The 23504-nt window shown below is 33.4% G+C and carries 26 protein-coding genes; 21 read left to right on the forward strand and 5 right to left on the reverse strand.

Going from position 1 to position 23504, the window contains the following annotated elements; translation table 11 throughout:
* The first annotated feature begins 42 nt into the window (after positions 1 to 42).
* Genes M0M57_RS12410 through M0M57_RS12420 form a run of 3 tightly spaced genes read left to right on the forward strand, consistent with a single transcriptional unit; the run spans position 43 to position 2517 of the window.
* Positions 43 to 894: a glycosyltransferase family 17 protein gene (locus M0M57_RS12410; RefSeq protein ID WP_248433345.1), complete on the forward strand. Its 852-nt coding sequence runs from the start codon at positions 43 to 45 to the stop codon at positions 892 to 894.
* 4 nt (positions 895 to 898) lie between these two features.
* Positions 899 to 1660: a lipopolysaccharide kinase InaA family protein gene (locus M0M57_RS12415; protein WP_248433346.1), complete on the forward strand. Its 762-nt coding sequence runs from the start codon at positions 899 to 901 to the stop codon at positions 1658 to 1660.
* Positions 1661 to 1704: 44 nt separating this feature from the next.
* Positions 1705 to 2517 (forward strand): glycosyltransferase family 2 protein, encoded by an 813-nt coding sequence (locus tag M0M57_RS12420; protein WP_248433347.1) that lies wholly within the window; start codon positions 1705 to 1707, stop codon positions 2515 to 2517.
* Here the strand turns inward: M0M57_RS12420 and M0M57_RS12425 are convergent.
* On the reverse strand, positions 2514 to 3593 hold the full coding sequence (locus M0M57_RS12425) for a glycosyltransferase family 9 protein (protein WP_248433348.1): 1080 nt from the start codon (positions 3591 to 3593) through the stop codon (positions 2514 to 2516). The genes M0M57_RS12420 and M0M57_RS12425 overlap by 4 nt on opposite strands.
* 129 nt (positions 3594 to 3722) lie before the next feature.
* Here M0M57_RS12425 and M0M57_RS12430 point away from each other — a divergent pair, with 129 nt between their 5' ends.
* A complete protein-coding gene (locus tag M0M57_RS12430) occupies positions 3723 to 4466 on the forward strand; it encodes a glycosyltransferase family 2 protein (protein WP_248433349.1) in 744 nt (247 codons plus the stop codon).
* Here the strand turns inward: M0M57_RS12430 and M0M57_RS12435 are convergent.
* Positions 4463 to 5278: a 2,3,4,5-tetrahydropyridine-2,6-dicarboxylate N-succinyltransferase gene (locus M0M57_RS12435; protein ID WP_248433350.1), complete on the reverse strand. Its 816-nt coding sequence runs from the start codon at positions 5276 to 5278 to the stop codon at positions 4463 to 4465. The two genes, M0M57_RS12430 and M0M57_RS12435, sit on opposite strands and share 4 nt — an antisense overlap.
* 125 nt (positions 5279 to 5403) lie before the next feature.
* On the opposite strand from M0M57_RS12435, the gene M0M57_RS12440 reads away from it, so the two are divergent.
* The 8 genes from M0M57_RS12440 to M0M57_RS12475 all read left to right on the forward strand — a co-directional run bounded on the left by M0M57_RS12440 (position 5404) and on the right by M0M57_RS12475 (position 9613).
* Complete coding sequence (locus tag M0M57_RS12440) at positions 5404 to 6288, forward strand: copper resistance protein NlpE N-terminal domain-containing protein (protein WP_248433351.1); 885 nt, start codon at positions 5404 to 5406, stop codon at positions 6286 to 6288.
* 28 nt (positions 6289 to 6316) lie between these two features.
* Positions 6317 to 6550, forward strand: coding sequence for a hypothetical protein (locus tag M0M57_RS12445; RefSeq protein ID WP_248433352.1), 234 nt, complete (start codon positions 6317 to 6319; stop codon positions 6548 to 6550).
* Complete coding sequence (locus tag M0M57_RS12450; protein WP_248433353.1) at positions 6540 to 6821, forward strand: type II toxin-antitoxin system RelE/ParE family toxin; 282 nt, start codon at positions 6540 to 6542, stop codon at positions 6819 to 6821. The genes M0M57_RS12445 and M0M57_RS12450 overlap by 11 nt, the downstream gene beginning before the upstream one ends.
* Position 6822: 1 nt before the next feature.
* A complete protein-coding gene (gene ruvX / locus M0M57_RS12455; protein WP_248433354.1) occupies positions 6823 to 7239 on the forward strand; it encodes a Holliday junction resolvase RuvX in 417 nt (138 codons plus the stop codon).
* A gap of 104 nt (positions 7240 to 7343) precedes the next feature.
* Positions 7344 to 7931 carry a peptide deformylase gene (gene def / locus M0M57_RS12460; RefSeq protein ID WP_248433355.1) on the forward strand — a complete coding sequence of 196 codons (588 nt, stop codon included), beginning with the start codon at positions 7344 to 7346 and terminating at the stop codon, positions 7929 to 7931.
* 75 nt (positions 7932 to 8006) lie between these two features.
* Positions 8007 to 8438 (forward strand): DUF5606 family protein, encoded by a 432-nt coding sequence (locus M0M57_RS12465; RefSeq protein ID WP_248433356.1) that lies wholly within the window; start codon positions 8007 to 8009, stop codon positions 8436 to 8438.
* Between the two features lie 75 nt (positions 8439 to 8513).
* Entirely contained in the window at positions 8514 to 9293 is a 780-nt protein-coding gene (gene mazG, locus M0M57_RS12470; protein ID WP_248433357.1) for a nucleoside triphosphate pyrophosphohydrolase, read from the forward strand.
* Positions 9294 to 9310: 17 nt separating this feature from the next.
* Positions 9311 to 9613: an antibiotic biosynthesis monooxygenase family protein gene (locus M0M57_RS12475; RefSeq protein WP_248433358.1), complete on the forward strand. Its 303-nt coding sequence runs from the start codon at positions 9311 to 9313 to the stop codon at positions 9611 to 9613.
* Positions 9614 to 9678: 65 nt separating this feature from the next.
* On the opposite strand, the gene M0M57_RS12480 is transcribed toward M0M57_RS12475, so the two are convergent.
* The 3 genes from M0M57_RS12480 to M0M57_RS12490 all read right to left on the reverse strand — a co-directional run bounded on the left by M0M57_RS12480 (position 9679) and on the right by M0M57_RS12490 (position 12078).
* Positions 9679 to 10308, reverse strand: coding sequence for a carbonic anhydrase (locus M0M57_RS12480; protein WP_248433359.1), 630 nt, complete (start codon positions 10306 to 10308; stop codon positions 9679 to 9681).
* A gap of 18 nt (positions 10309 to 10326) precedes the next feature.
* A complete protein-coding gene (locus M0M57_RS12485) occupies positions 10327 to 11313 on the reverse strand; it encodes a bestrophin family protein (protein WP_248433360.1) in 987 nt (328 codons plus the stop codon).
* 84 nt (positions 11314 to 11397) lie between these two features.
* Positions 11398 to 12078 carry a Crp/Fnr family transcriptional regulator gene (locus M0M57_RS12490; RefSeq protein WP_248433361.1) on the reverse strand — a complete coding sequence of 227 codons (681 nt, stop codon included), beginning with the start codon at positions 12076 to 12078 and terminating at the stop codon, positions 11398 to 11400.
* Between the two features lie 107 nt (positions 12079 to 12185).
* On the opposite strand from M0M57_RS12490, the gene M0M57_RS12495 reads away from it, so the two are divergent.
* From M0M57_RS12495 to M0M57_RS12535, 9 genes are all read left to right on the forward strand, one after another.
* Positions 12186 to 14609 (forward strand): heavy metal translocating P-type ATPase, encoded by a 2424-nt coding sequence (locus M0M57_RS12495; protein WP_248433362.1) that lies wholly within the window; start codon positions 12186 to 12188, stop codon positions 14607 to 14609.
* Between the two features lie 58 nt (positions 14610 to 14667).
* Positions 14668 to 14862 (forward strand): cbb3-type cytochrome oxidase assembly protein CcoS, encoded by a 195-nt coding sequence (gene ccoS / locus M0M57_RS12500; RefSeq protein WP_248433363.1) that lies wholly within the window; start codon positions 14668 to 14670, stop codon positions 14860 to 14862.
* A gap of 2 nt (positions 14863 to 14864) precedes the next feature.
* Positions 14865 to 17057: a cytochrome-c oxidase, cbb3-type subunit I gene (ccoN, locus tag M0M57_RS12505; RefSeq protein WP_248433364.1), complete on the forward strand. Its 2193-nt coding sequence runs from the start codon at positions 14865 to 14867 to the stop codon at positions 17055 to 17057.
* 2 nt (positions 17058 to 17059) lie between these two features.
* A complete protein-coding gene (locus tag M0M57_RS12510) occupies positions 17060 to 17233 on the forward strand; it encodes a CcoQ/FixQ family Cbb3-type cytochrome c oxidase assembly chaperone (RefSeq protein ID WP_248433365.1) in 174 nt (57 codons plus the stop codon).
* A gap of 22 nt (positions 17234 to 17255) precedes the next feature.
* Complete coding sequence (locus M0M57_RS12515; protein WP_248433366.1) at positions 17256 to 18212, forward strand: cbb3-type cytochrome c oxidase N-terminal domain-containing protein; 957 nt, start codon at positions 17256 to 17258, stop codon at positions 18210 to 18212.
* Positions 18213 to 18263: 51 nt separating this feature from the next.
* Complete coding sequence (gene ccoG, locus M0M57_RS12520) at positions 18264 to 19682, forward strand: cytochrome c oxidase accessory protein CcoG (protein ID WP_248433367.1); 1419 nt, start codon at positions 18264 to 18266, stop codon at positions 19680 to 19682.
* A 58-nt stretch (positions 19683 to 19740) separates the two neighbouring features.
* Positions 19741 to 20187, forward strand: coding sequence for a FixH family protein (locus tag M0M57_RS12525; RefSeq protein WP_248433368.1), 447 nt, complete (start codon positions 19741 to 19743; stop codon positions 20185 to 20187).
* 291 nt (positions 20188 to 20478) lie between these two features.
* A complete protein-coding gene (locus M0M57_RS12530; RefSeq protein WP_248433369.1) occupies positions 20479 to 21180 on the forward strand; it encodes a sulfite exporter TauE/SafE family protein in 702 nt (233 codons plus the stop codon).
* 148 nt (positions 21181 to 21328) lie between these two features.
* Positions 21329 to 23458 carry an elongation factor G gene (locus M0M57_RS12535; RefSeq protein WP_248433370.1) on the forward strand — a complete coding sequence of 710 codons (2130 nt, stop codon included), beginning with the start codon at positions 21329 to 21331 and terminating at the stop codon, positions 23456 to 23458.
* Positions 23459 to 23504: the final 46 nt, after the last annotated feature.

The raw sequence follows: 23504 nt of genomic DNA on the forward strand, positions 1-23504 counted from the left end.
TGGCAAGTTAGGATATTTTTTTATATTTGTAAAAAATACATTATGTTATATGATTGTTTCATTTTTTTCAACGAATTGGATTTGTTGGAAATTAGATTGAATGAATTAGATGGTGTGGTTGATAAATTTGTTTTAGTTGAAGCTGACAGAACATTTCAAAATACAAAAAAACCTTTCATTTTTGAAGAAAATAAAGAACGTTTTTCAAAGTATTTACATAAAATAATACACATAAAACTTACTAAATATCCATTATTTATACCGGTCATTAATCCATTTTCACCATGGAAAATTGAATTTTTTCAACGTGATTCTGTTGTTAATGGATTAGTTAACTGTAAGCCCGATGATATAATCATGATTTCGGATGTGGATGAAATACCAAATCCGGTGGTAATTAAAAATCAAATAGAAAAAGGAGTTCATAAAATATATGGATTAAAGATGGATATGTTTATGTACTATCTTAATAATAAACTCACTTTTGATGGAGGAAGTAACATGTCTAAAGAAGAATCAAAAGATGGTATATGGCACTGTACAGCATTATTGCCTTATAAACTTTTAAAGAAAAAACCCTATAAAATTAGAAAAACGATAATGCGAACGAAAAGAAGAGGAGAAGTTTATGAAATTCTTCCCAATGCAGGATGGCATTTTACGTATGTTGGTGGAGCAAAAAAAATAGTTGAAAAGTTGGAATCATTTTCTCACACAGAATATAATCTAGATGAATTTAAAGATATCAATAAGATAAGCGAATTGATAAAAAAGGGTAAAGATTTGTTTGGAAGAGATATGGAATTTGAAGTTGTTGATTTATCGTATAACTTACCCAACTATTTAAAAACATCCGAGGCTCAACAAAAATTTAAAGATTTATTCATCTATTAGAAATATGAAATCATCCTTTTTGATTCAACAAAATGTTGATAAAGAAAAAATTGTTGATGTAATTGAAAATTTCAATCAAAAAGGGAAATTGTTTGATGATCGAAAGCGAAATAAAATTAAACTTTTTCAATTTAATGAAATAACAATCAATGTAAAGTCGTTTAAAATCCCAAACTTCATTAACAAAATAGTTTATCGTTTTTTTAGAAAATCTAAAGCAAGACGTTCTTTTGAATTTGCAAATAAATTGTTAGAAAACGGAATTGGCACTCCGCAACCCTTTGCTTTTTTAGAAAATTATGATTGGATAGGTTTGAAGGACAGCTATTATGTTAGCGAACATTTAAATTGTGATTTGACTTACCGTGAGTTGGTTGAAATTCCGGATTATCCTAATCGAGATAAAATTTTAAGACAATTTACTCAGTTTTCTTATCAATTGCATCAAAAAGGAATTGAGTTCAAAGACCATTCTCCGGGAAATACTTTAATTAAGAAAACCGAAAATGGAGAATATGAATTCTTTTTAGTCGATTTAAATCGGATGGAATTTCATGATAAAATGGATTTTAATCTTCGAATGAAAAACCTATGCAGACTTACTCCTCATAAAGAAATGGTAGCCGTCATGAGTAACGAGTATGCTAGAATTTCCGGAGAATCTGAAAGTTTAATTTTTGAAACGTTGTGGAAATATACTGCTGATTTTCAGTACAAATATTACAGAAAAAAAAGATTGAAAAAGAAATTCCTTTTTTGGAAATAATATGTCTAAAAAAACCACTAAATTTCCATTCTTTTAAAGAGTTGATGAAAGTTTCAATAATTATCACCACATACAATGCAGAGGAATGGTTGCGAAAAGTCTTAATTGGATTTAGCGTTCAATCTGTAGATGATTTTGAAATTGTTATTGCCGATGATGGTTCTACTTCAAAAACAAAAGACATAATTGATAGCTTTTCATCAAAATTTAAACATCCAATTGTTCATGTTTGGCATGAAGATGATGGTTTTCAAAAATCAAAAATTTTAAATCGAGCCATACTTAAATCATCCTCAGATTATCTTTTGTTTACAGATGGAGATTGTATTCCTAGAAAAGATTTTGTAGAAGTCCATCTAAATAATAAAGAAGAAGGCTATTTTTTGTCCGGTGGATATTTTAAACTTCCAATGTTTATTTCTGAGGCAATTTCAGCAGAAGATATTCTCAATCAAAACTGTTTTCAAATTGCTTGGCTTAAAAAACATGGACTCAAAGTGAGTTTTAAGCTCACAAAACTCACACACAGTAGGCTTTTTGCAGGATTTATGAATTGGCTTACACCAACAAAACGCTCCTGGAACGGACACAATTCTTCCGGATTTAAAAAGGATATTCTAGCCGTAAACGGATTTAATCACCAAATGAAATATGGCGGTTTAGACAGAGAATTAGGTGAGCGATTGTTTAATTTAGGATTGTTGTCTAAACAAATTAGATACAGTGCTATTTGCTTGCATTTAGATCACAAAAGAGGTTATTCTTCCCCCGAAATATGGAATACAAATAACGCTATTAGAGCATATAATAAAAAGCACAAAGTGATTAAAATTGAAGAAGGAATTGATTCGCTTTAAGCTTTTTTGACATTTAATTCGTTGAAAAAATCATTCAATTTTTCTAAAATTAACTCTAACGGATATTCATCGAAATACTTAAAAGTGTGCTCTTTGATGTATTTTTCATCATGCTCTTCATAAATTTCCGGTTTCAAATCTTTTAAGTGAATTGATACATTTTCTTTTTCATTTTCAAAAATTTGCCATGTTTCTTTATCCACCGAAGGAGAAAATAAAGAAAAAGTAGGAACACTTAATGCTTTTGCCATATTTACTGCTCCGCCTTCATTTCCAATTAACATTGAACAACGTGAAAGTAAAGCCAAAAAAGGTCGTAAACCTTCACTATACAAATCAAAATGAATGTTATTTTTTGTTTTTTCATCACAAAAATCATATACTTTTTGTGCCTCTTCCAACTGAGAAGGAATATAATTAAAGACAATATCTGCATCGAGTTTTTCAACCGTAAAATCAATAATTTTAGCCATTTTTTCAATCGGATAGGTTTTATACCATTCGCTTCCCAAAATTCCAAACATAATTAAAGGCTTTTGACCGTAAATGATTTCATGTTTTTGAAGTAATTGTTCTGCCGCTTCAATCTCTTCTTTTCGAAGAAAAATTTTTGGTTTATAATCTGTAATAGGTTCAGAAATTAATGGTTTTAAAAGCAAAAGTCTATTATCAATTGCTAAACCTAATTCCGATTTTGTCCCGTTTTTAAATCGCTTGATATTGTGATTGTAAAAAAAAGACGAATAGCCTTTATCATAAGAAATTTTATACTTTGCTCCTGAAAAGAAAGTAATTAAATTGGTTTCTAATTTGCTGTAAGCATCAATAACCACATCATATTTTTTCTTTCTGATTTCAAAAATGAATTTGAATAATTTTGGATACGATTTTCTAACCGTATTAGTTAAAACTATGATTTCATTAATCGATGGATTTTCAAGCAAAACATCAATGCAATTTGGATAACACATGTAATCAATTTTAGCATCCGGATATTTGTTTTTCAGATTGTTACAAAGAATAGTGCTCGTTAAAACATCGCCAATTCTCTTTTGTTGAATCACTAAAATTTTCATATTTATTTAAGGTTTTATCCGGTTGCTAAAATACAAACTATTTGTAGAACGGTTTCTTTGATTCACACTTTTTGAATAAAATAATGCTAAATGTTATACTTTTGTTTTCAAATTAATGATTTTTAGAAAATGGCAATAAGTGGTTTGGTTATAACTTTTAATGAGGAAAAAATGATTGGCAAGTGCATCGATGCATTGTTTAAAGTGTGTGACGAAGTGATTATTGTTGACTCATTAAGTAAAGATAGAACGGTTGAAATTGCTAAAGAGAAAGGAGCGATCGTTATTTCACAAGCTTTTTTAGGTGATGGTCCGCAGCGATCTCATGGTTTGCCTTACTGCAAAAATGATTGGATTTTGAATTTGGATGCCGATGAGTTTTTAGACAAAGATGCTGAAGAATTTATTGTAAAAGAAAAGTATTTAATTGGAAATTACGATGCTTTTAGCTTTAGAGTTAAAAATTATCTTGCAGATAAATTAATTGATTTTGCAGGATGGTATCCCGATCATAAAGTTAGATTTTTTAATAAGCAAACTGCCAGACCGTCTGATTCAAAAGTGCATCAAAAAATCATTACGCAAAACGAAAAAAAGGTTTCAGTTCACATTCTTCATTATGGCTGGGCTTCTTTAGACCAAATAATTGCTAAGAAAAATCAATATTCAACGTGGCATGCTCAACAACTTTATGACCAAGGAAAAAGAATCAACGCTTTTAAACCAGTTCTAAACGGTTCAATTGCATTTTTAAGATGTTATTTTCTCAAAAAAGGATTTCTGAACGGTTTAGATGGTCTAACTATTTCTTTAATTCAAGGTTTTTTTTCATATGCAAAGTATGCAAAGTTGATTAAGTTGCAAAAAAACTAAACCGCCACATTATATTCTCTTAACGCATCGTTCAAACTCGTTTTCAAATCTGTGGATGGTTTACGCTGACCAATAATCAACGCACACGGAACTTGAAATTCTCCTGCTGGAAATTTTTTCGTATAAGTTCCCGGAATTACCACTGAACGAGCAGGAACAAATCCTTTATATTCAACTGGACTTTCGCCTGTTACGTCAATAATTTTAGTTGAACCGGTTAAAACAACATTCGCACCTAAAACGGCTTCTTTTTCTACTCGAATTCCTTCTACAACAATACATCTTGAACCGATAAAAGCTCCATCTTCAATGATAACCGGTGCAGCTTGAAGCGGTTCTAAAACGCCACCAATGCCAACTCCGCCACTCAAGTGAACGTCTTTTCCAATTTGAGCACAACTGCCCACGGTTGCCCAAGTATCCACCATTGTTCCTTCATCAACATACGCACCGATATTCACATAACTCGGCATCATAATCACACCTTTGGAAATATATGAACCATATCGAGCCACAGCTGGAGGAACAACACGAATGCCTTTTGCAGCATAATCACGTTTTAAAAGCATTTTGTCGTGGTATTCAAATATACCGGCTTCCCACGTTTCCATTTTTTGAATTGGGAAATACATCACTACGGCTTTCTTAACCCATTCATTCACTTGCCAACCATCAGTTGTTGGTTGGGCAACGCGAAGTTTTCCGTTATCTAATAATTCAATAACATTTCTAATGGCTGAAATTGTAGTTTCTTCTTGCAATAAAGCTCTGTTTTCCCAAGCTTTTTCTATGATAGATTGTAATTCGTTCATGGTTATTTTAATTTGAAACAAAGATAAAATCTTTTAACCACAAAAAATGGTTTGATTTTTGTAAACTTTAAATTTTTTGAAAACAAAAAGCAGTAAATTTGTGATAAACCTAAAAGTAGCAAAATATGAAAATAAAAGTAATTACTCTAATGACTCTATTTTTTTTAGTAGTGAGCTGTGCTAAAAAGGATAAAAATGAAACAACCGATACAACGGTTGTAGATTCAACTGAAGTTGTTGTTAATGATGATCATAATGCAAAGAATTCTTTAGATTATATGGGAATGTATCAAGGTATTTTACCATGTGCTGATTGCGAGGGAATTGAAACTACTTTATGGATTGATGAAAACAACTATGTATTATTCACCAACTATTTGGGTAAAAAGAGTAAAACTAAGTCTGAATTTAGAGGTTCATATGTTTGGAACAATGAAGGAAATACTATTATTTTAGAAGGTATTGAAAATGCTCCAAATCGTTATTTTGTGGGAGAAAATTATCTAAAACAATTGGATATGGATGGAAATAAAATTGAAGGTGATTTGGCTGAGAAGTATGTGTTGCAAAAGAAATCAAATGTAAAAGTGTTACCTCCACCTCCGCCACCAGCACCAATATTGATAAAAGATGTTTCATATCACCCTAAGAGTCTTGAAAACACTTCTTTGATTAAAAATAAATGGAGATTAGTTGAACTTAATGGTAAACCTGTTATAAATAATAATGATCACAAAAAGGAAATGTTTATTCAACTGAACAATGAAAGTAGATATTCCGCTTTTGCCGGTTGTAATAATATGATGGGCGGATTTGAGTTGAAAGATGAAAAGTCACTAATCAAATTCACCAAAGGAGCTTCCACTATGATGGCTTGTCCGGATATGACAACTGAACAAGAATTTGCAGAAATGCTTGAAAAAGTTGATAATTACAGTATAAACGGAAATAGTTTATCATTCAATAGAGCAAGAATGGCTCCGTTAGCGAGGTTTGAAGCGATGAAATAATCATGTATATTTGTAAAAAGTATTTGTTATGGAAACGATAAGAATTGATTGCGAACCAAGTATCAAAACTAAAATAGTAGAGTTTTTAAATAATTTTTCTTCAAACGATTATAAAATAATCACAGAAGATGCATCATTTATAAACGATAAGAAAAAACTTGAGGCCACTTTAGAAAAAATGGCAAATGGAACTGCCGAGTATTATTCACTTGATGAACTTGATAATTATTTAGAAAAAACGATTTCTAAATATGAAGATTAGATTTGAAAAGGATTTTTTATTGGCATTAAACGAACAAGTTGAATATATTGCAAAAGATAAACCAAAAGCTGCAAGAAAGTTTAAATCTGATTTGGTTAAAAATCTCCGCAAAGACTTAAAAAGACCATTTCATTTTAAAAAATCCATACATTTTGATAATGAAATTATCAGAGATTACGTTTTCAAAGGCTATGTTTGTGTTTATTTCATTGACACAGAAAATAAAATAGTAACCATTTTTGGTTTTATTAAATACAAAGAATCTTTATAAAATGCCAAGAATCCTCGCCATAGATTATGGAATCAAACGAACCGGAATTGCAGTTACCGATGAATTGCAAATCATTGCATCCGGACTAACAACCATTCCATCCGAAACAATCATTTCTTTTTTGAAAGACTATTTTTCAAAAGAAAATGTTTCTACTGTTTTAATTGGCGAACCCAAACAAATGAACGGTTTACCATCAGAAAGCACACCAATTATTGAAAAATTTGTGACGACCTTTTCAACTGAATTTCCAGAGATGAAAGTCGTTCGTGTGGATGAACGTTTTACATCCAAAATGGCTTTTCAAACGATGATAGACAGCGGTTTAAGTAAAAAACAACGCCAAAATAAAGGTTTAGTGGATGAAATTGCCGCAACCATTTTGTTACAGGATTATTTGACCAGAAAAATGATTTAACAGAAAACCTACCTGAATTAAAGCAAAAATCAAGATTCTTTTTATTACTTTTGCATCCGAATTTAATCAAAATTTTTAAATTCTAATTCACTAAAATTGCTCTTATGATTTTACCAATTGTTGGATATGGTGATCCGGTTTTACGAAAAGTAGGTGCAGAAATTTCACCGGAATATCCCAATTTATCGGAACTTATTGCAAATATGTATGACACAATGTACAATGCATATGGCGTTGGTTTGGCGGCTCCTCAAATTGGTTTAGCCATTCGTTTATTCATTGTTGATACCGCTCCATTTGCCGAAAGCGATGATTTATCAACAGAAGAAACAGAGCAATTAAAATCATTTAAAAAAACATTCATCAACGCTAAAATTGTAAAAGAAGAAGGCAATGAATGGGGATTCAACGAAGGTTGTTTGAGCATTCCCGAAGTACGTGAAGACGTTTTCAGAAAAGAGCGAATTACAATTGAATATGTTGATGAAAATTTCGTTAAACATTCCGATGTTTACGATGGTCTAATCGCCAGAGTTATTCAGCATGAATATGATCATATTGAAGGCATTTTGTTTACCGATAAAATATCATCACTCAAAAAAACGTTAATTAAAAAAAGATTGCAAAACATCATCGACGGAAAAATTTTTCCTGATTATAGAATGAAGTTTTTCAACAAGAAAGGAAGATAATTACCTTGAAACTTTCCCCTCTCCCTTGGAGAGGGGCTAGGGGTGAGGTTTTAAAAGTTTAATATATTACACAATATGAGTTTACAAAAAATATTAGCCATTTCGGGAAAACCGGGATTATTCGAATTAAAAATTCAAACCAGAACAGGATTTGTTGCAGAAAGTTTTTTAGACGGAAAAAAAATCACTGTTGGAATGCGAAGCAATGTGAGTTTACTTTCTGAAATTGCCGTTTACACCTACAACGAAGAAATTAAGTTAGCCGAAGTTTTTAAAGCCATTGCTACAAAGGAAAATGACGGACCAACTACTATTTCTCATAAAGACGATAACAGTATTTTAACGACTTATTTCAGAGAAGTTTTGCCTGAATTTGATGAAGACAGAGTGTATCCTTCGGATATTAAAAAAATCATTAATTGGTACAATATGTTGCAACCAAAAGGATTAGTTTCGGTTGAAGCATTATCAAAGGAATTGAAAGAAGCTGAAAAACCGGCTGAATAATTTTATAAAAAATTAAATCATAATTAAATCCTGCTTTCGAGTAGGATTTTTTATTTTTACAGAAATCAAAATCAAATGAATACAAGAGCAAAACAACTGGAAGCCTTTGGTCGCTTATTGGATATTATGGACGATTTGCGTGAAAAATGTCCGTGGGATAAAAAGCAAACCTTAGAAAGTTTACGCCATCTTACCATCGAAGAAACCTACGAATTAGGCGATGCCATTTTGGACAATGATTTGCAGGAAATCAAAAAAGAATTGGGCGATTTGTTGCTGCATATTGTTTTTTATGCAAAAATCGGCAGCGAAACAAATGATTTTGATATTGCTGATGTAGCGAACAGTATTTGTGATAAATTGATTGATCGTCATCCACATATTTATGGTGATGTAGTTGTTGCCAATGAAGAAGAAGTGAAGCAAAATTGGGAAAAACTAAAACTCAAAGAAGGTAAAAAATCAGTTTTGGAAGGTGTGCCGAAAAGCTTGCCAGCACTTGTTAAAGCAAGTCGAATTCAAGATAAAGTGAAAGGCGTTGGTTTTGATTGGGAAGAACCACATCAAGTTTGGGATAAAGTTCAGGAAGAAATTTCAGAATTTCAGGAAGAAGTAAAATCAGGAAATTTTGAGAAGATGGAAGCCGAATTTGGCGATGTTTTGTTTTCGATGATTAATTATGCACGGTTTTTAAAAATTAATCCTGAAGATGCTTTGGAGCGAACAAACAAAAAATTCATGAAACGATTTATGTATTTAGAAAGCAAAGCAGGTGAATTAGGAAAACCTTTATCAGATATGACATTGGCTGAGATGGATGTGTTTTGGGAAGAAGCAAAAAAACTTCCTAAATAGAACTTAATTTTATAGAAATGAATTTACCTTATTATGCAGTTATTTTTACATCGACCAGAACTGAGGTGGATGATGATTATAACGAAATGGGAACAAAAATGGTTGAATTAGCCAAAAAGCAAGAAGGTTTTCTTGCCGTAGAATCGGCTAGAAATGACATAGGAATTACCGTTTCCTATTGGCAATCATTGGAATCCATCAAACAATGGAAACAAAATTTAGATCATTTGGATGCTCAACAAAAAGGAATTTCAAAATGGTATGAAAATTATATTGTTCGAATTTGTTTAGTTGAAAAGGAATATAGTTTTCAGAAATAAAAAAAATCAAGTTCAATTAAGAATTAAATCTAATCGAACTTGATTTTTTTCAGTTAGGAGAAAATTTACTCTCCCAAATTATAAATCTCCATAATATCTTTTAAAACTTCTTTAAAATTAATTTTTAAATCAATCAATTTTCCGGAATGAATGTCAAAAACCCATCCGTGAACTTGTAAATTTCTTTCGCGATACGCTTTTTGAACGGCGGCAGTTTTAATTAAATTGACACATTGTTCCTGCACATTGAGTTCAACCAAACGATTGTATCGTGCGTTTTCATCAGTAATAGCATTCAATTCTTTTTTATGAAGTCGATACACATCGCGAATGTTACGTAACCACGGATTTAAAATTCCTAAATCTTGTGCTTGCATAGCTGCTTTTACACCGCCACAAAAATAATGTCCGCAAACCACCACGTGGTTAACTTTTAAATGATCCACGGCATAATTCATAACCGACATTACGTTTAAATCAATGCTAATCACCATATTGGCTATGTTTCTGTGAACGAAAACTTCTCCGGGTTGCACACCCATTAAATCCTCGGCTGTTACACGACTGTCGGAACAACCGATGTAGAGAATTTCAGGACTTTGCCCTTTTGATAAATTTTCAAAATAATTGGCATCAACTGATAGTTTTTCAGCGATCCACTTTTCGTTGTTTTTAAATACTTTTTCAATTTCCATAATTGATATTTTTTAGATTTACATTAAAATTTTATTTTCTGCTGTTATTGGCGAAGGAAGATTTTCTTCATCTAACATATCTCTTAAATCGATTTCAATTGTTCGACTCAATGCAGTAATTGGAACATCGTTTGCACTTCCTTCAAATGGATTTTCGGTACTTTCGCCTACTTTTTCCATCGATACAAAAACCCACGAAACCACTATGCTAAAAGGAATAGTTAACCACACATAATGCTCTCCCAATTTTTGAAATTCGTTCAACATTCCAAAAGGTAACAAAATGACAAACAACCAAATAAAGAATAAATTGATACTGGCAAATTGCCGAGGATAAGGAAAGTTTTTAATTCGTTCACATTTTCCTTGTTGGTCATATAAATCGGCTAAGCGTTTTTCCATTTCAACATATTGAAAATTTTCGATTTTTCCTTGTTGATATAATTCGGCTAATCGTTTAGATTGAAAGGCGATGAGCTGAGTGGCTCTGTTCTTTTTTGATAAGATGTACTTTTGTTCTTCTTCGGATAAATATTTTTTTAATTCTTCCTCCAACGGAATTGATTTTTCTAAAATAGTAAACAAACGGCTGTATTCAACGTTATAACTTTTGGTCATATTTTCCCAATTCCTGGGTTCTCTCAATTGATAACGCAAAGCAGTCAACCAAGCACAATGACGATAAATTAATTCCTGGTGAATAGTTTTATCCGCTATAACAAAATCTTTTGTCATTATTCCCCAAGACCGACTCGAGTTGACAATCGCTCCCCAAATTTGACGAGCTTCCCATAAACGATTATAGGTTTGCGTATTTTTAAAACCAATTATAAAGGCTGCGGCTGTCCCGACTAATGCAATCGGAACCCATGGAATAGACATCCATTTACATTCAAATAACTGAAATAGTAGGGTAGGGATAATGGCTAAAAATAAGAGAACATAAATGTCTCTTCTTGTCCAAAATAAAAATTCTTTGAGTGAGTATTGTCTTCCTGAGTGCATAAATTATTTTTAATTAACTAAGTACCGTTAAAAATAAAAAAAACTGTTTAAAAAACAGTTTTAAAATATACTTTATCCAAAAAATTACTCCGCCATTCGTTTTAATTTATTTTTATCTAAAATCACTATTTTTTTTCCGGTAATATCAATCAAACCTGTTTTGTTAAATTCAGAAAGTAATCGAATACAACTTTCAGTTGCCGTTCCAATCATTCCTGCTAATTCTTCTCTTGATAATTGAATGTGAAGTGAACCATCTTCATTTTTGCCAAAGGTGTCTTCTAAATAGAGCAAAGTTTCAGCTAAACGTTCTTTCACTGTTTTTTGAGCCATTGAAACCATGTGATCATCTGCGTCTTTTAAATCGCCACAAATAGTTTTCATCATATTCATCGAAAACTGGTTGTTATTGTTGAAAAACCCTAGTACTTCCGATTTAGGAATAAAACAAACCTCCATATCTTCCAAAGCTACGGCACTCAAATTCGCAGGCTCATCGCTAATCATCGAACGTTGACCCAAAAGTTCACCGGGTTTAACCAATTTTACAATTTGATCTTTTCCGTTGGCACTTAACTTAGATAGTTTACAAACACCATCTTTAATGCAGTATATACCATTAACAGATTCACCTTCTTCAAAAATAGGTTCACCTTTTTTTATGGTGTAAGATGTTTTACAATTAGCCATTTTTAATAGCTCATCTTTGTTTAGGGCTTTTAATGAACTGAATTCCCTCACAATACATTGTTCACATTTGCTCATTACTATTTAGATTTATTGGTATTTACAAAGATAATTAAAGTATGACAAATATCATATTTTAATTTTCATCCTTTTGCAACCTTTGTTACAGGTAAAATGAGCAAATTATGAACACTGGAAATTGTTTCCATTGTGGTTTAGAAATCAACAAAAAAGAAGAGATTATTTATGACGAAAAAAGTTTCTGTTGCAACGGTTGTAAGACGGTTTATGAAATTTTTAGTCAAAATGATTTATCATGTTATTATGATTTTCAAGCATCTCCGGGTGCAACACCACTTGACATTAAAGGTAAATATGATTTTTTAGACAATGAAGATATTGTTTCAAAACTTCTCGAATTCCAAGAGGATACAACACATATTGTTTCACTCTATATTCCTCATATACACTGTAGTTCGTGTATTTGGATTTTGGAAAATTTACAGAAACTTCAATCAGGAATAATTACTTCGCAAGTAAATTTTCCGGAGAAGAAAGTTAGAATAACATTCAATCCCGAAGAAACTTCACTCAAAAAAATAGTTGAACTTCTCTGTTCCATTGGTTATGAACCCTACATCAGTTTAGACAATTTTGATGAAGGTAAAAAAGTCATCGACCGAAGTTTGATTTATAAAATTGGAGTTGCTTTTTTCTGTTTTGGAAATATTATGTTGCTCTCGTTTCCTGAATATTTTGAAGTAGAAGAATATTGGATCAACGAATACCGTGGATTTTTCCGTTGGTTGATCTTTGCTATTTCGCTTCCGGCTTTTTTTTATTCGGCAAGCGGATATTATGTTTCGGCATACAAAAGCATCAAATCGGGAATGCTCAATATCGATATTCCGATTGCATTGGGGATTGTGGTGATGTTTATCCGAAGCACAGTTGACATCGTATTTGATTACGGCCAAGGCTTTTTTGACAGTATGACCGGACTGATTTTCTTTATGCTTTTGGGAAAATTATTTCAAAAGAAAACGTATGATTTTTTATCCTTTGAACGTGATTATAAATCTTATTTTCCGATTGCAATCACCAAAATTTTAGCAGATGGTTCAGAAACTTCTGTTCAAGTATATGATATTCAAAAAGGGGATCGACTTTTAATCAGAAACCAAGAATTGATTCCGGTTGACGGCATTTTAATTTCCGAAAAAGCATCTATTGATTACAGCTTTGTAACGGGAGAAGCGGTTGCTATCGAAAAAAAATCAGGAGACAAAATTTTCGCAGGCGGAAAACAAGTCGGCAAAGTCATCGAAATGGAAGTGCTTTTTTCGGTTTCTCAAAGTTACCTTACTCAATTGTGGAGTAACGATGTTTTTCAGAAGAAAATTGATATCAAACACAAAACAATCACAGATAAAATCAGTCGATATTTCACACCGGCTTTGCTTGGTTTAGCAATTATTTCTTTTTTGTATTGGATTTTCATTGATACCAACACAGCCTTTAATGTTTTTACAGCAATTTTGATTGTAGCTTGTCCGTGTGCATTGGCATTAACCGCTCCTTTTACGTTGGGAAATGTGTTGCGAATTTTAGGTAAACGAAAATTCTATCTAAAAAATGCCATTGTTATTGAACAATTAGCCAAAGTAGATAGTATCGTTTTTGATAAAACAGGAACAATTACAACCAATAAAAAAACGTCTATCACTTATGAAGGAACTCCTTTAACTGATTTTGATTTAAAGTTATTAAACAATGCTCTTCGAGGTTCCAATCATCCTTTAAGCAGACGATTGTATGATTTTATTCCCAAACAAATTAAACTTACTCCAACACATTTTGAAGAAGTAATTGGTAAAGGAATCAATGCAACTTTTGAAGAAGGAACTATAAAACTAGGTTCTTCTCAATTTTTGGAACATATGAGCGAAAACACGCATAAAAAAACCAAAGTACATGTTGAAATAAATGGGATTTATAAAGGAAGCTATGTGTTTAATAACCAATACCGAGAAGGTTTAGAGCAGTTATTTCTTCAATTATCAAAAAAGTACAACCTTATTATTTTATCCGGTGATAATGATGGTGAACGAAAAATATTGGAGAAAATGCTTCCATCCACTACAAAATTGGTTTTTAATCAAAAGCCGGAACAAAAACTGGAATATATTGAAGAACTTCAAAAACAAGGCAAAAATGTCATGATGATTGGTGATGGTTTAAACGATGCCGGAGCTTTAGCACAAAGTAACATCGGGATTTCTATTTCCGAAAATGTTAATGTTTTTTCGCCCGCTTGTGACGGAATTTTGGATGCTTCTCAGTTTCAAAAAATTGGCTTTTTTATGCAGTATTCCAAAAATGCCATGAAAACAATTTATATGAGTTTTGCACTTTCTTTAGCCTATAATATTGTTGGATTGACTTATGCAGTTTCTGGTAATTTATCGCCTTTAGTGGCAGCTATTATTATGCCATTGAGCACCATTACTATAGTAAGTTTTGTAACGATTATGACAAATGTTTATGCACGAAACTCGCAACCCGTAACCCGCAACTTTCAACCCGCAACAAAAAATAATACTGCATGACAATTATCATATTTTATAAAATCGAGTAAGTCTAATTTTGTTAACATAAATTTAAGGTATGGGCGTCATTTACATTTTAATCACCATTAGTATCATCGTGGCTATTTTTTTTCTGTATGCATTTATTAGAGCAGTAAAAAACGGTCAATACGATGATGATTACACTCCATCCGTCAGAATGCTTTTTGACGATGAACTCAAAATCTCAACAAACAAAAAACCAATACAAACAATTAAAGAAAAACAAGTATAATTATGGAGATGCAACAATTTTATTACGACAACAAAATTGTAAAGAAGTTCCTCTACGCATGTATCGTCTTTGGTGTAGTCGGAATGTTAGTAGGCCTCTTATTGGCCATCATGTTTTTATTTCCCAATTTAACCGATGGAATTTCGTTCCTTAGTTTTGGTAGATTAAGACCTTTACATACCAACGCAGTAATCTTTGCCTTCGTTGGAAATGCCATTTTTGCAGGTGTTTACTATTCGATGCAACGATTGCTAAAAACCAGAATGTACAGTGATTTACTTAGTAATCTTAATTTCTGGGGATGGCAATTAATCATTGTTGCTGCAGCAATTACTTTACCATTAGGTTATTCAACTTCTAAAGAATATGCCGAATTAGAATGGCCAATTGATATTGCCATTGCTTTAATTTGGGTGGTATTTGGTATTAACATGATTATGACAATTCTGAAACGTAGAGAACGTCATATTTATGTAGCAATTTGGTTTTATATCGCCACATTTGTTACCGTTGCTATTCTTCATATTTTTAATAGTTTAGAATTACCGGTTTCTGGTTTAAAAAGTTATTCGGTTTATGCCGGGGTTCAAGATGCTTTGGTGCAATGGTGGTACGGACACAATGCCGTTGCCTTCTTCCTGACAACACCATTTTTAGGATTGATGTATTATTTTGTTCCAAAAGTGGCTAATCGTCCGGTTTATTCTTACCGATTATCTATCATTCACTTTTGGTCGTTGATTTTCATTTATATCTGGGCCGGACCTCACCATTTATTATACACAGCTTTACCGGATTGGGCTCAAAACTTAGGAGTTGTTTTCTCTGTGATGTTGATTGCTCCATCTTGGGGTGGTATGATCAACGGACTTCTTACATTAAGAGGTGTTTGGGATAAAGTTAGAACCGATGCAGTGTTAAAATTCTTCGTTGTTGCAATCACCGGTTATGGTATGGCAACGTTTGAAGGACCAATGCTTTCGCTTAAAAACGTTAACGCTATTGCTCACTTTACAGATTGGATTATTGCTCACGTACACGTTGGAGCTTTGGCTTGGAACGGATTTATGACTTTTGGTATGATTTATTGGTTAATACCACGAATGACCAAAACCAAATTATATTCTGAAAAATTAGCCAATTTCCATTTTTGGATCGGAACATTGGGAATCATATTATATGCATTGCCACTTTATGTTGCAGGATTTACACAAGCTTCTATGTGGAAACAATTCAATCCAGACGGAACTTTAGTATATGGTAATTTCCTTGAAACAGTTACGCAAATTATGCCAATGTATTGGATGCGTGCCATCGGAGGAACATTATATGTTGCAGGTTTACTAGTTTTAGTATATAACGTAATCAAAACAGTTGCTGCCGGTTCAAAAGTAGAAGATGAATTAGCCGAAGCACCAGCCTTAGCCGTAATTTCTTCAAGAAGAATGAAAGGCGAAAAATGGCATTCTTGGTTAGAAAGAAGACCAATCCAATTTACAGTTTTATCGCTAGTAGCTATTTTAATTGGAGGTATAATTCAAATTATTCCAACCATAGTAGTGAAATCTAACATACCAACTATCGCTTCTGTAAAACCATATACACCAATGGAATTGGAAGGACGTGATTTATACATCCGTGAAGGTTGTGTAGGATGTCACTCGCAAATGATTAGACCTTTCCGTTCAGAAGTAGAACGTTATGGTGAATATTCAAAAGGAGGAGAATATGTATATGATCACCCATTCTTATGGGGTTCTAAACGTACAGGTCCGGATTTACATAGAGTTGGAGCCAAATACAATGACAACTGGCATTTCAACCACATGTGGGATCCTCAAAGTACATCTCCTGGTTCAATTATGCCAGGCTACAAATGGTTGTATGACAATGATCCAATGGATTATTCATTAATTGAGAAAAAAATGGAAGTGATGGTAACGTTAGGTGTTCCTTATACAGAAGAAGACATTAAAAATGCCAGAAAATCTATCGACGAACAAGGTGCTCAAATTGAAAAAAATCTTTATGCCGATCCTGATTTTGTAAAATCGTATGAAGAAAGCAAAAAGAATGCAGCAACTCGTGGCGAAGAATTTGTTCCGATGAAAGACAGAGAAATTACAGCGTTAATTGCCTATCTGCAACGTTTAGGAACTGATATTAAAGTAAAAGAAACTGTTCAAAATAAATAGTCATGCTAAAGTTTATCAAACACCACATGGATACGATCGTAGGAATTGAAATATATCCTATCATCTCATTGAGCATTTTCTTTGGATTCTTTGTATTGCTTTTAGTGTGGGTATTTTCCTATAGCAAAGAAACAATCAATGAACTAGGTGATATACCTTTAAAAGAAGATAATTAGTAAAACCTATTAAACGTAAAAAATGAAAAAATTAATTCCATCATACGTCAGAGTTCCATTGATTTTTGCCCTTGTAATGGGTGCTATGGAATATTTTATAGACTCAGGAGACAAACCGGCTTTTATCGAATACCCAATGGTTGCCTTATTTTTAGGAGTTTTCCTTTTCTTATTGGTCGCCATCGAAATTGTAGTAAGTGCCGTAGATAAAGTAACCTACCACATGCTCTCTGAAGAACAGAAAAAACAATTGGAGGAAGCACAATCATTACCTTTCACGGAAAGTGCTTTTTATCAAAGTTTGTCAAAAAAATTAACTCGTTCTAAAGAAATCGAAGAAGAGCACGATATTTTGCTGGACCACGATTATGACGGCATCAAAGAATTAGACAATGTATTGCCTCCTTGGTGGGTGAATTTGTTCTATTTAACTATCATTTTTGCCATTATTTATTTGGTGAGATTCCACATATACAATGATTATGACCAAGCTACGGAATTTGAAACCGAAATGGCTATCGCAAAAGCAGAGGTTGAAAAGTATAAATTAACTGCTCCTGATTTAATGGATAAGGATAAAGTTACTTTATTAACAGATGCAACTGCATTAGCAGAAGGTAAAAAATTATATGAAACAAATTGTGTTGCATGTCACAAACCAGATGGAGGAGGTTCTATCGGACCAAATCTTACAGATGAACACTGGATTTTAGGCGGAGGTATTAAAAACGTCTTCAATACATTAATGGAAGGTGGTCGCGAAGGTAAAGGTATGGTGTCGTGGAAAGCAACCATAAAACCGTCTGATTTGCAAAAAGTAGCCAGTTATGTTTTATCACTTCAAGGAACAAATCCACCGGATGCAAAACCTGCCGAAGGAGATATTTGGGTCGATGAAAATGCACCAAAAGCCGAAACAATTAAAGATTCTACTGTTACAGATTCTACCAAAACAGTGGCAGAAGTTGCCATAAAATAAAAAATACAAATCCCGTATCAAAGCGGGATTTGTAAATTTAAAAACAAAAGCATGAACAAGTTACCCGAAGAAAGCTTTAGAGATACGATCGGAACCATCAATAAAGAAGGTAAAAGAGCTTTTATTCTTCCCAAGAAGCCAAAAGGACCTTTTTACGACAAAAGAAAACTCTTAAGCTATTTTTTATTAATATTCTTAGTATCCGCACCTTTTATTAAAATTAACGGACATCAGTTCTTGATGTTCAATGTATTAGAAAGAAGGTTTAATATTTTTAGTTTTCCGTTTTGGCCTCAGGATTTTCACCTTTTTGTAGTTTCCATGATCATTGGGGTAGTAGGATTAGCTCTGTTTACAGTTGCGTTTGGAAGAATTTTTTGCGGATGGTTTTGCCCACAAACTATTTTTATGGAAATGGTTTTTCGCCGAATCGAATACTGGATTGATGGTGATAGAGGAGCACAAATTCGTTTACAAAAACAAGAATGGAACGCCGAAAAAATTAGAAAGAGAGTTACAAAATGGATTATCTTTTTTATATTTTCCTTCCTCATCGCCAATGTATTTTTAGCTTATTTGGTGAGTAGTGATCGACTGCTATTAATGATAAAAGAAGGCCCGGCTTTACACACCAGTACACTTATTGCCTTATTGATTTTTACGGCTGTATTTTATTTCATTTTTGCATGGTTTAGAGAACAAGTCTGCATTATTGCTTGTCCCTACGGAAGAATGCAAGGGGTTTTATTAGACAATAAATCAATCAATGTTGCTTACGATTATGTACGTGGTGAAAAAGAATTAGGAAGAGCCAAATTCAATAAACAAGAAGACAGAGCGTCAACCGGAAAAGGAGATTGTATCGATTGTAAATTATGCGTTCATGTCTGCCCAACCGGAATAGACATTCGTAACGGAACACAATTAGAATGCATCAATTGCACAGCGTGTATCGACGAATGCGACACCATCATGGAAAGCGTTGGTTTACCAAAAGGCTTAATTCGATACGCCAGTGAAAACGAAATTGTAAAAAAAGAAAAATTCGTTTTTACCACAAGAATGAAAGGCTATGCCGCAGTTTTAGTAATTTTAATTGGTGTTTTAATCGGAATGCTATTTTTGAGAAATGATGTGGAAGCCACTGTTTTGAGACTTCCAGGACAACTTTTTCAACATAAAGGGGAAAATATTAGCAACGTTTATACCTATAAAATCGTCAATAAAACAACCAAACAATTTGATGAAGTTACGTTTAAACTAATAGAACCAAAAGGTAAAATTATTTTGGTAGGAAAACCAAAAGTAAAAGTAAAACCAGACGGAATTGCCAAAGGAACATTGTTCATAGAAATCAATCCCGCCTATTTGGAAGGTGACAAAATAAAAATAAAAATTGAAGTCTACGATGGTGAAAATTTAATTGAAACCACCACAACAAACTTCATGGGACCAAGAAGCTTCAATTAATCTTCTTGCTTTAGCTAACTTTCATCGGACTTCAGTCCGATGTAAAAAAACAAAAATTATGAAAATAAATTGGGGAACAGGAATCGTAATTGCATTTGCATTGTTTATGACATTCATTTTATACTTTGTGTTCAAAGTGCAATCAGACAGTAAATATGACAACGAGTTAGTTGTAGAAGAATATTACAAACAAGAACTCGTTTTTGAAAAACGAATGGAAAAAGAGCAAAACGACAAAAATTTAGCTCTTCCCGTAGAAGTTATCGCTCAAGAAGACGGCTTAAAAATCGTTTTCCCAACAGATATAGATGCCACAAAAATCAAAGGAAAAGTGTCCCTTTACAGACCGTCTAACCAGAAACTGGATTTTGAAGTTCCGATTTCACTTTCCGGTTCACATTTGCTCATACCTAAAAACAATTTGGTGGGCGGTCGCTGGGACATTTCCATTGATTGGACTTACGAAGGAAAAGAAATATTAACAAAGAAAACAATTTATTTATAGACAGTTGTCAGTTATCCGTTGTCCGTTATCAGACAACCGAGAACCGATAACCGACAACAGACAACCGACAACGGATAAGAAGCGAATGGCTCGGGCATTTCCAGCCAACCCTATTCCCGCTTTCCGTTCCAATTTTTTGTTCACGAGCAAAGCTCGCCAACAAAAAGATTTCCACTGCAATCGGGGCTAAAAAGGAAACAAATCGCCTACTTGGAAACAAAACCGTAAAACAGAAAACAGACAACCAACAACAGACAACCAACAACAGACAACCGACAACCAACAACAGACATGCTCTACACCGCCCTCATATTTGGTTTACTCTCCAGCTTCCATTGCATCGGCATGTGCGGCCCAATAGCCATGATGATTCCGGTAGATCGAAACAATGCAGCTAAACGAGTTTTTCAACTTTTTCTATATCATTTAGGTAGATTAACTGCGTACGGAATGCTAGGCTTGTTTTTTGGAATTTTAGGAAAAGGACTTTTTCTTGCCGGTTTTCAACAACAATTATCCATTTTAGTCGGTGTTTTAATGATTCTTTTTGTCATTATTCCCGAAAAAAAAATGGCTCAATACAACTTTTCTAAACCAATTTATAAGTTGATTTCTAAAGTAAAAAGTCATCTGGGAGCTCAATTCAAAAAGAAAACATTTGATGCCTTATTTACCATCGGTTTATTAAACGGATTTTTACCATGCGGAATGGTGTATGCCGCACTTTTTGGTGCAATCGCTATGCAAAACGAATGGCTCGGAGCATCCTACATGATTTTATTCGGAATAGGAACAATTCCAATGATGAGTGCCGTGGTGCTGATTTCAAATTTTATAACAGTACCGGTTCGAAACAAAATTCAAAAATTCATTCCCATCATGGTAATCATCATTGGAGGATTATTCATCATCCGTGGAATGGGATTAGACATACCCTATATTTCTCCAAAAACAACAAATTTAATCGTTCAGGCAAATCCGGATTGCCATTAATAAATTTTTTAGTTTTCCAATTTTTTTTTTAGCGGACAGAAACTCAAAATGTTGTCCGCTTTTTTTATGCTTGTACCTGATTTTAATCATGTTTTTTATCCCTAATAAATCCGAAATTTATAGTATTAATTATAAAAAAAGTTAGGATATGTTACAGTTTGACAGCAAGCACGTAAAAAATGTGGTTTTACTCGGGCATACCGGAAGCGGTAAGACCACCTTGGCAGAAACCATGTTGTTTGAATCAGGTATAATTCATCGCCGTGGTACCGTGGAAGATCAAAATACCATTGCCGATTATACAGATATTGAACATGAAAAAGGAAAAACACTTTTTTCAAAATTACTTAATTCTAAATGGAAAGGCTACAAAATCAATATTCTAGACACACCCGGTTATGATGATTTATCAGGCGATATTATTGCTTCAATGCGGGTTTCAGAATGCGGATTAATGCTTCTTAATGCTCGAATGGGTGTAGAAGTTGGGACCGATATTATTTGGCAATATACCAATGAATTCAAGTTGCCAACCATTTTTGCCGTAAACCAGTTGGATCATGAGAAAGCCGATTTCGATAAAACAGTAGCCGAAGCTAAAGCTCATTTTGGCAATCAAGTTGTCATTGTTCAATATCCGGTAAATCAAGGGCCAAATTTTAATGCTGTGATCGATGTGCTCAACATGGTCATGTATCAATATCCTCCCGAAGGCGGAAAACCGGAAAAATTACCAATTCCAAATTCCGAAAAAGAAAAAGCCATTCAGTTACACAAAGAATTAATTGAAACCATTGCCGCCAATGACGAACAATTGATGGAAAACTATTTTGAAAAAGGAGAATTAAATGAAGACGAAATGAAATTAGGTTTACATCATTCCTTGATTAAACACGAAATTTTTCCTGTTTTTTGTATTTCAGCCAAGCAAAATATGGGCGGTGGTCGATTAATGGGTTTTATTGATAACGTTTGTCCGTCAGCTTACGAAATGCCACCTCGATTAACCATTGATAACCGTGAAATAGAATGTTCCGATAAAGGTAAAACAGCCATTTTTATTTATAAAACAATTGCAGAACCAAATGTTGGCGAATTAAGTTTCTTTAAAGTTCTTTCCGGAACTGTAAAAGTTGGCGACGAATTGACTAATGAAGAAACCGGTCAAGTAGAAAAAATCATGCAGTTGTTTGAAATGGAAGGAAACAAAAGAATTGCTGTAGACGAATTAACTGCCGGTGATATTGGTGCGACTTTAAAATTAAAAAACACACATACTAATAACACACTTCACGAAAAAGGATTTCCTATTGCAATTAAACCAATCGAATTTCCAACACCAACTTTTACCATCGCTGTAGAAGGAACTAAAAAAGGAGAAGAAGAAAAATTATCATCTGCTTTACACCAATTAGTAGAAGAAGATCCAAGTATACAAGTAGAAGTTTCTGCCGAATTAAAACAAACACTTTTGCACTGTCAGGGAGAACTTCATTTGGCCGTTATCAAATGGAAATTGGAAAACACCTATAAATTATCAGTCAATTTTCAAAAACCAAAAGTGGCTTACCGCGAAACTATTCAAACGGAAGCAGACACAACCTACCGTCATAAAAAACAATCCGGTGGAGCAGGGCAATTTGGTGAAATTTCGATGAAGATTTATCCTTTTTCAAAAGATACGCCCGATCCAAAAGGCTATTCCATCCGTGGAAAAGAAGAAATCGAGTTGCCTTGGGGCGGAAAATTAGTTTATTATAATTGTATTGTTGGCGGTGCGATCGATACGCGTTTTCATCCTTCCATCCTTAAAGGAATTATGGAAAAAATGCAGGAAGGACCACTCACAGGTTCACACGTGCAAGATGTTTGTGTTGTTGTTTACGACGGAAAAATGCACGCAGTGGATAGTAACGACCTTTCCTTTAAAATTGCCGGAATGATGGCTTTTAAAGAAAATTTTGTGAACGCCAATCCGCAATTGTTAGAACCAATTTATACCACAATTATTACAGCTCCGGATGAAATAACCGGTTCTGTGATGAGTTCCATTCAATCGCATCGTTCTCTGGTAGAAGGAATGGATGCAGAAGGACATTTTACCAAAATTAAAGCGTTAATTCCAATTGCAGAAATGCATGAATTTTCGGCCGCTGTTCGTTCGATATCACAAGGAAGAGCTAAGATAGCCATGGAGTTTTCGCATTATGATAAAGTGCCTTATGAAATTCAAAACGAATTGATTAAGTCATTCAAAAAAGAATTACAAGAAGTGTAAATTCAAAACAAACAAACAAACAAACGTAAAGCCCGATGAAAGTCGG

It is taken from the genome of Flavobacterium azooxidireducens (assembly GCF_023195775.1).
In the GTDB taxonomy this organism is placed as follows: Bacteria; Bacteroidota; Bacteroidia; order Flavobacteriales; family Flavobacteriaceae; genus Flavobacterium; species Flavobacterium azooxidireducens.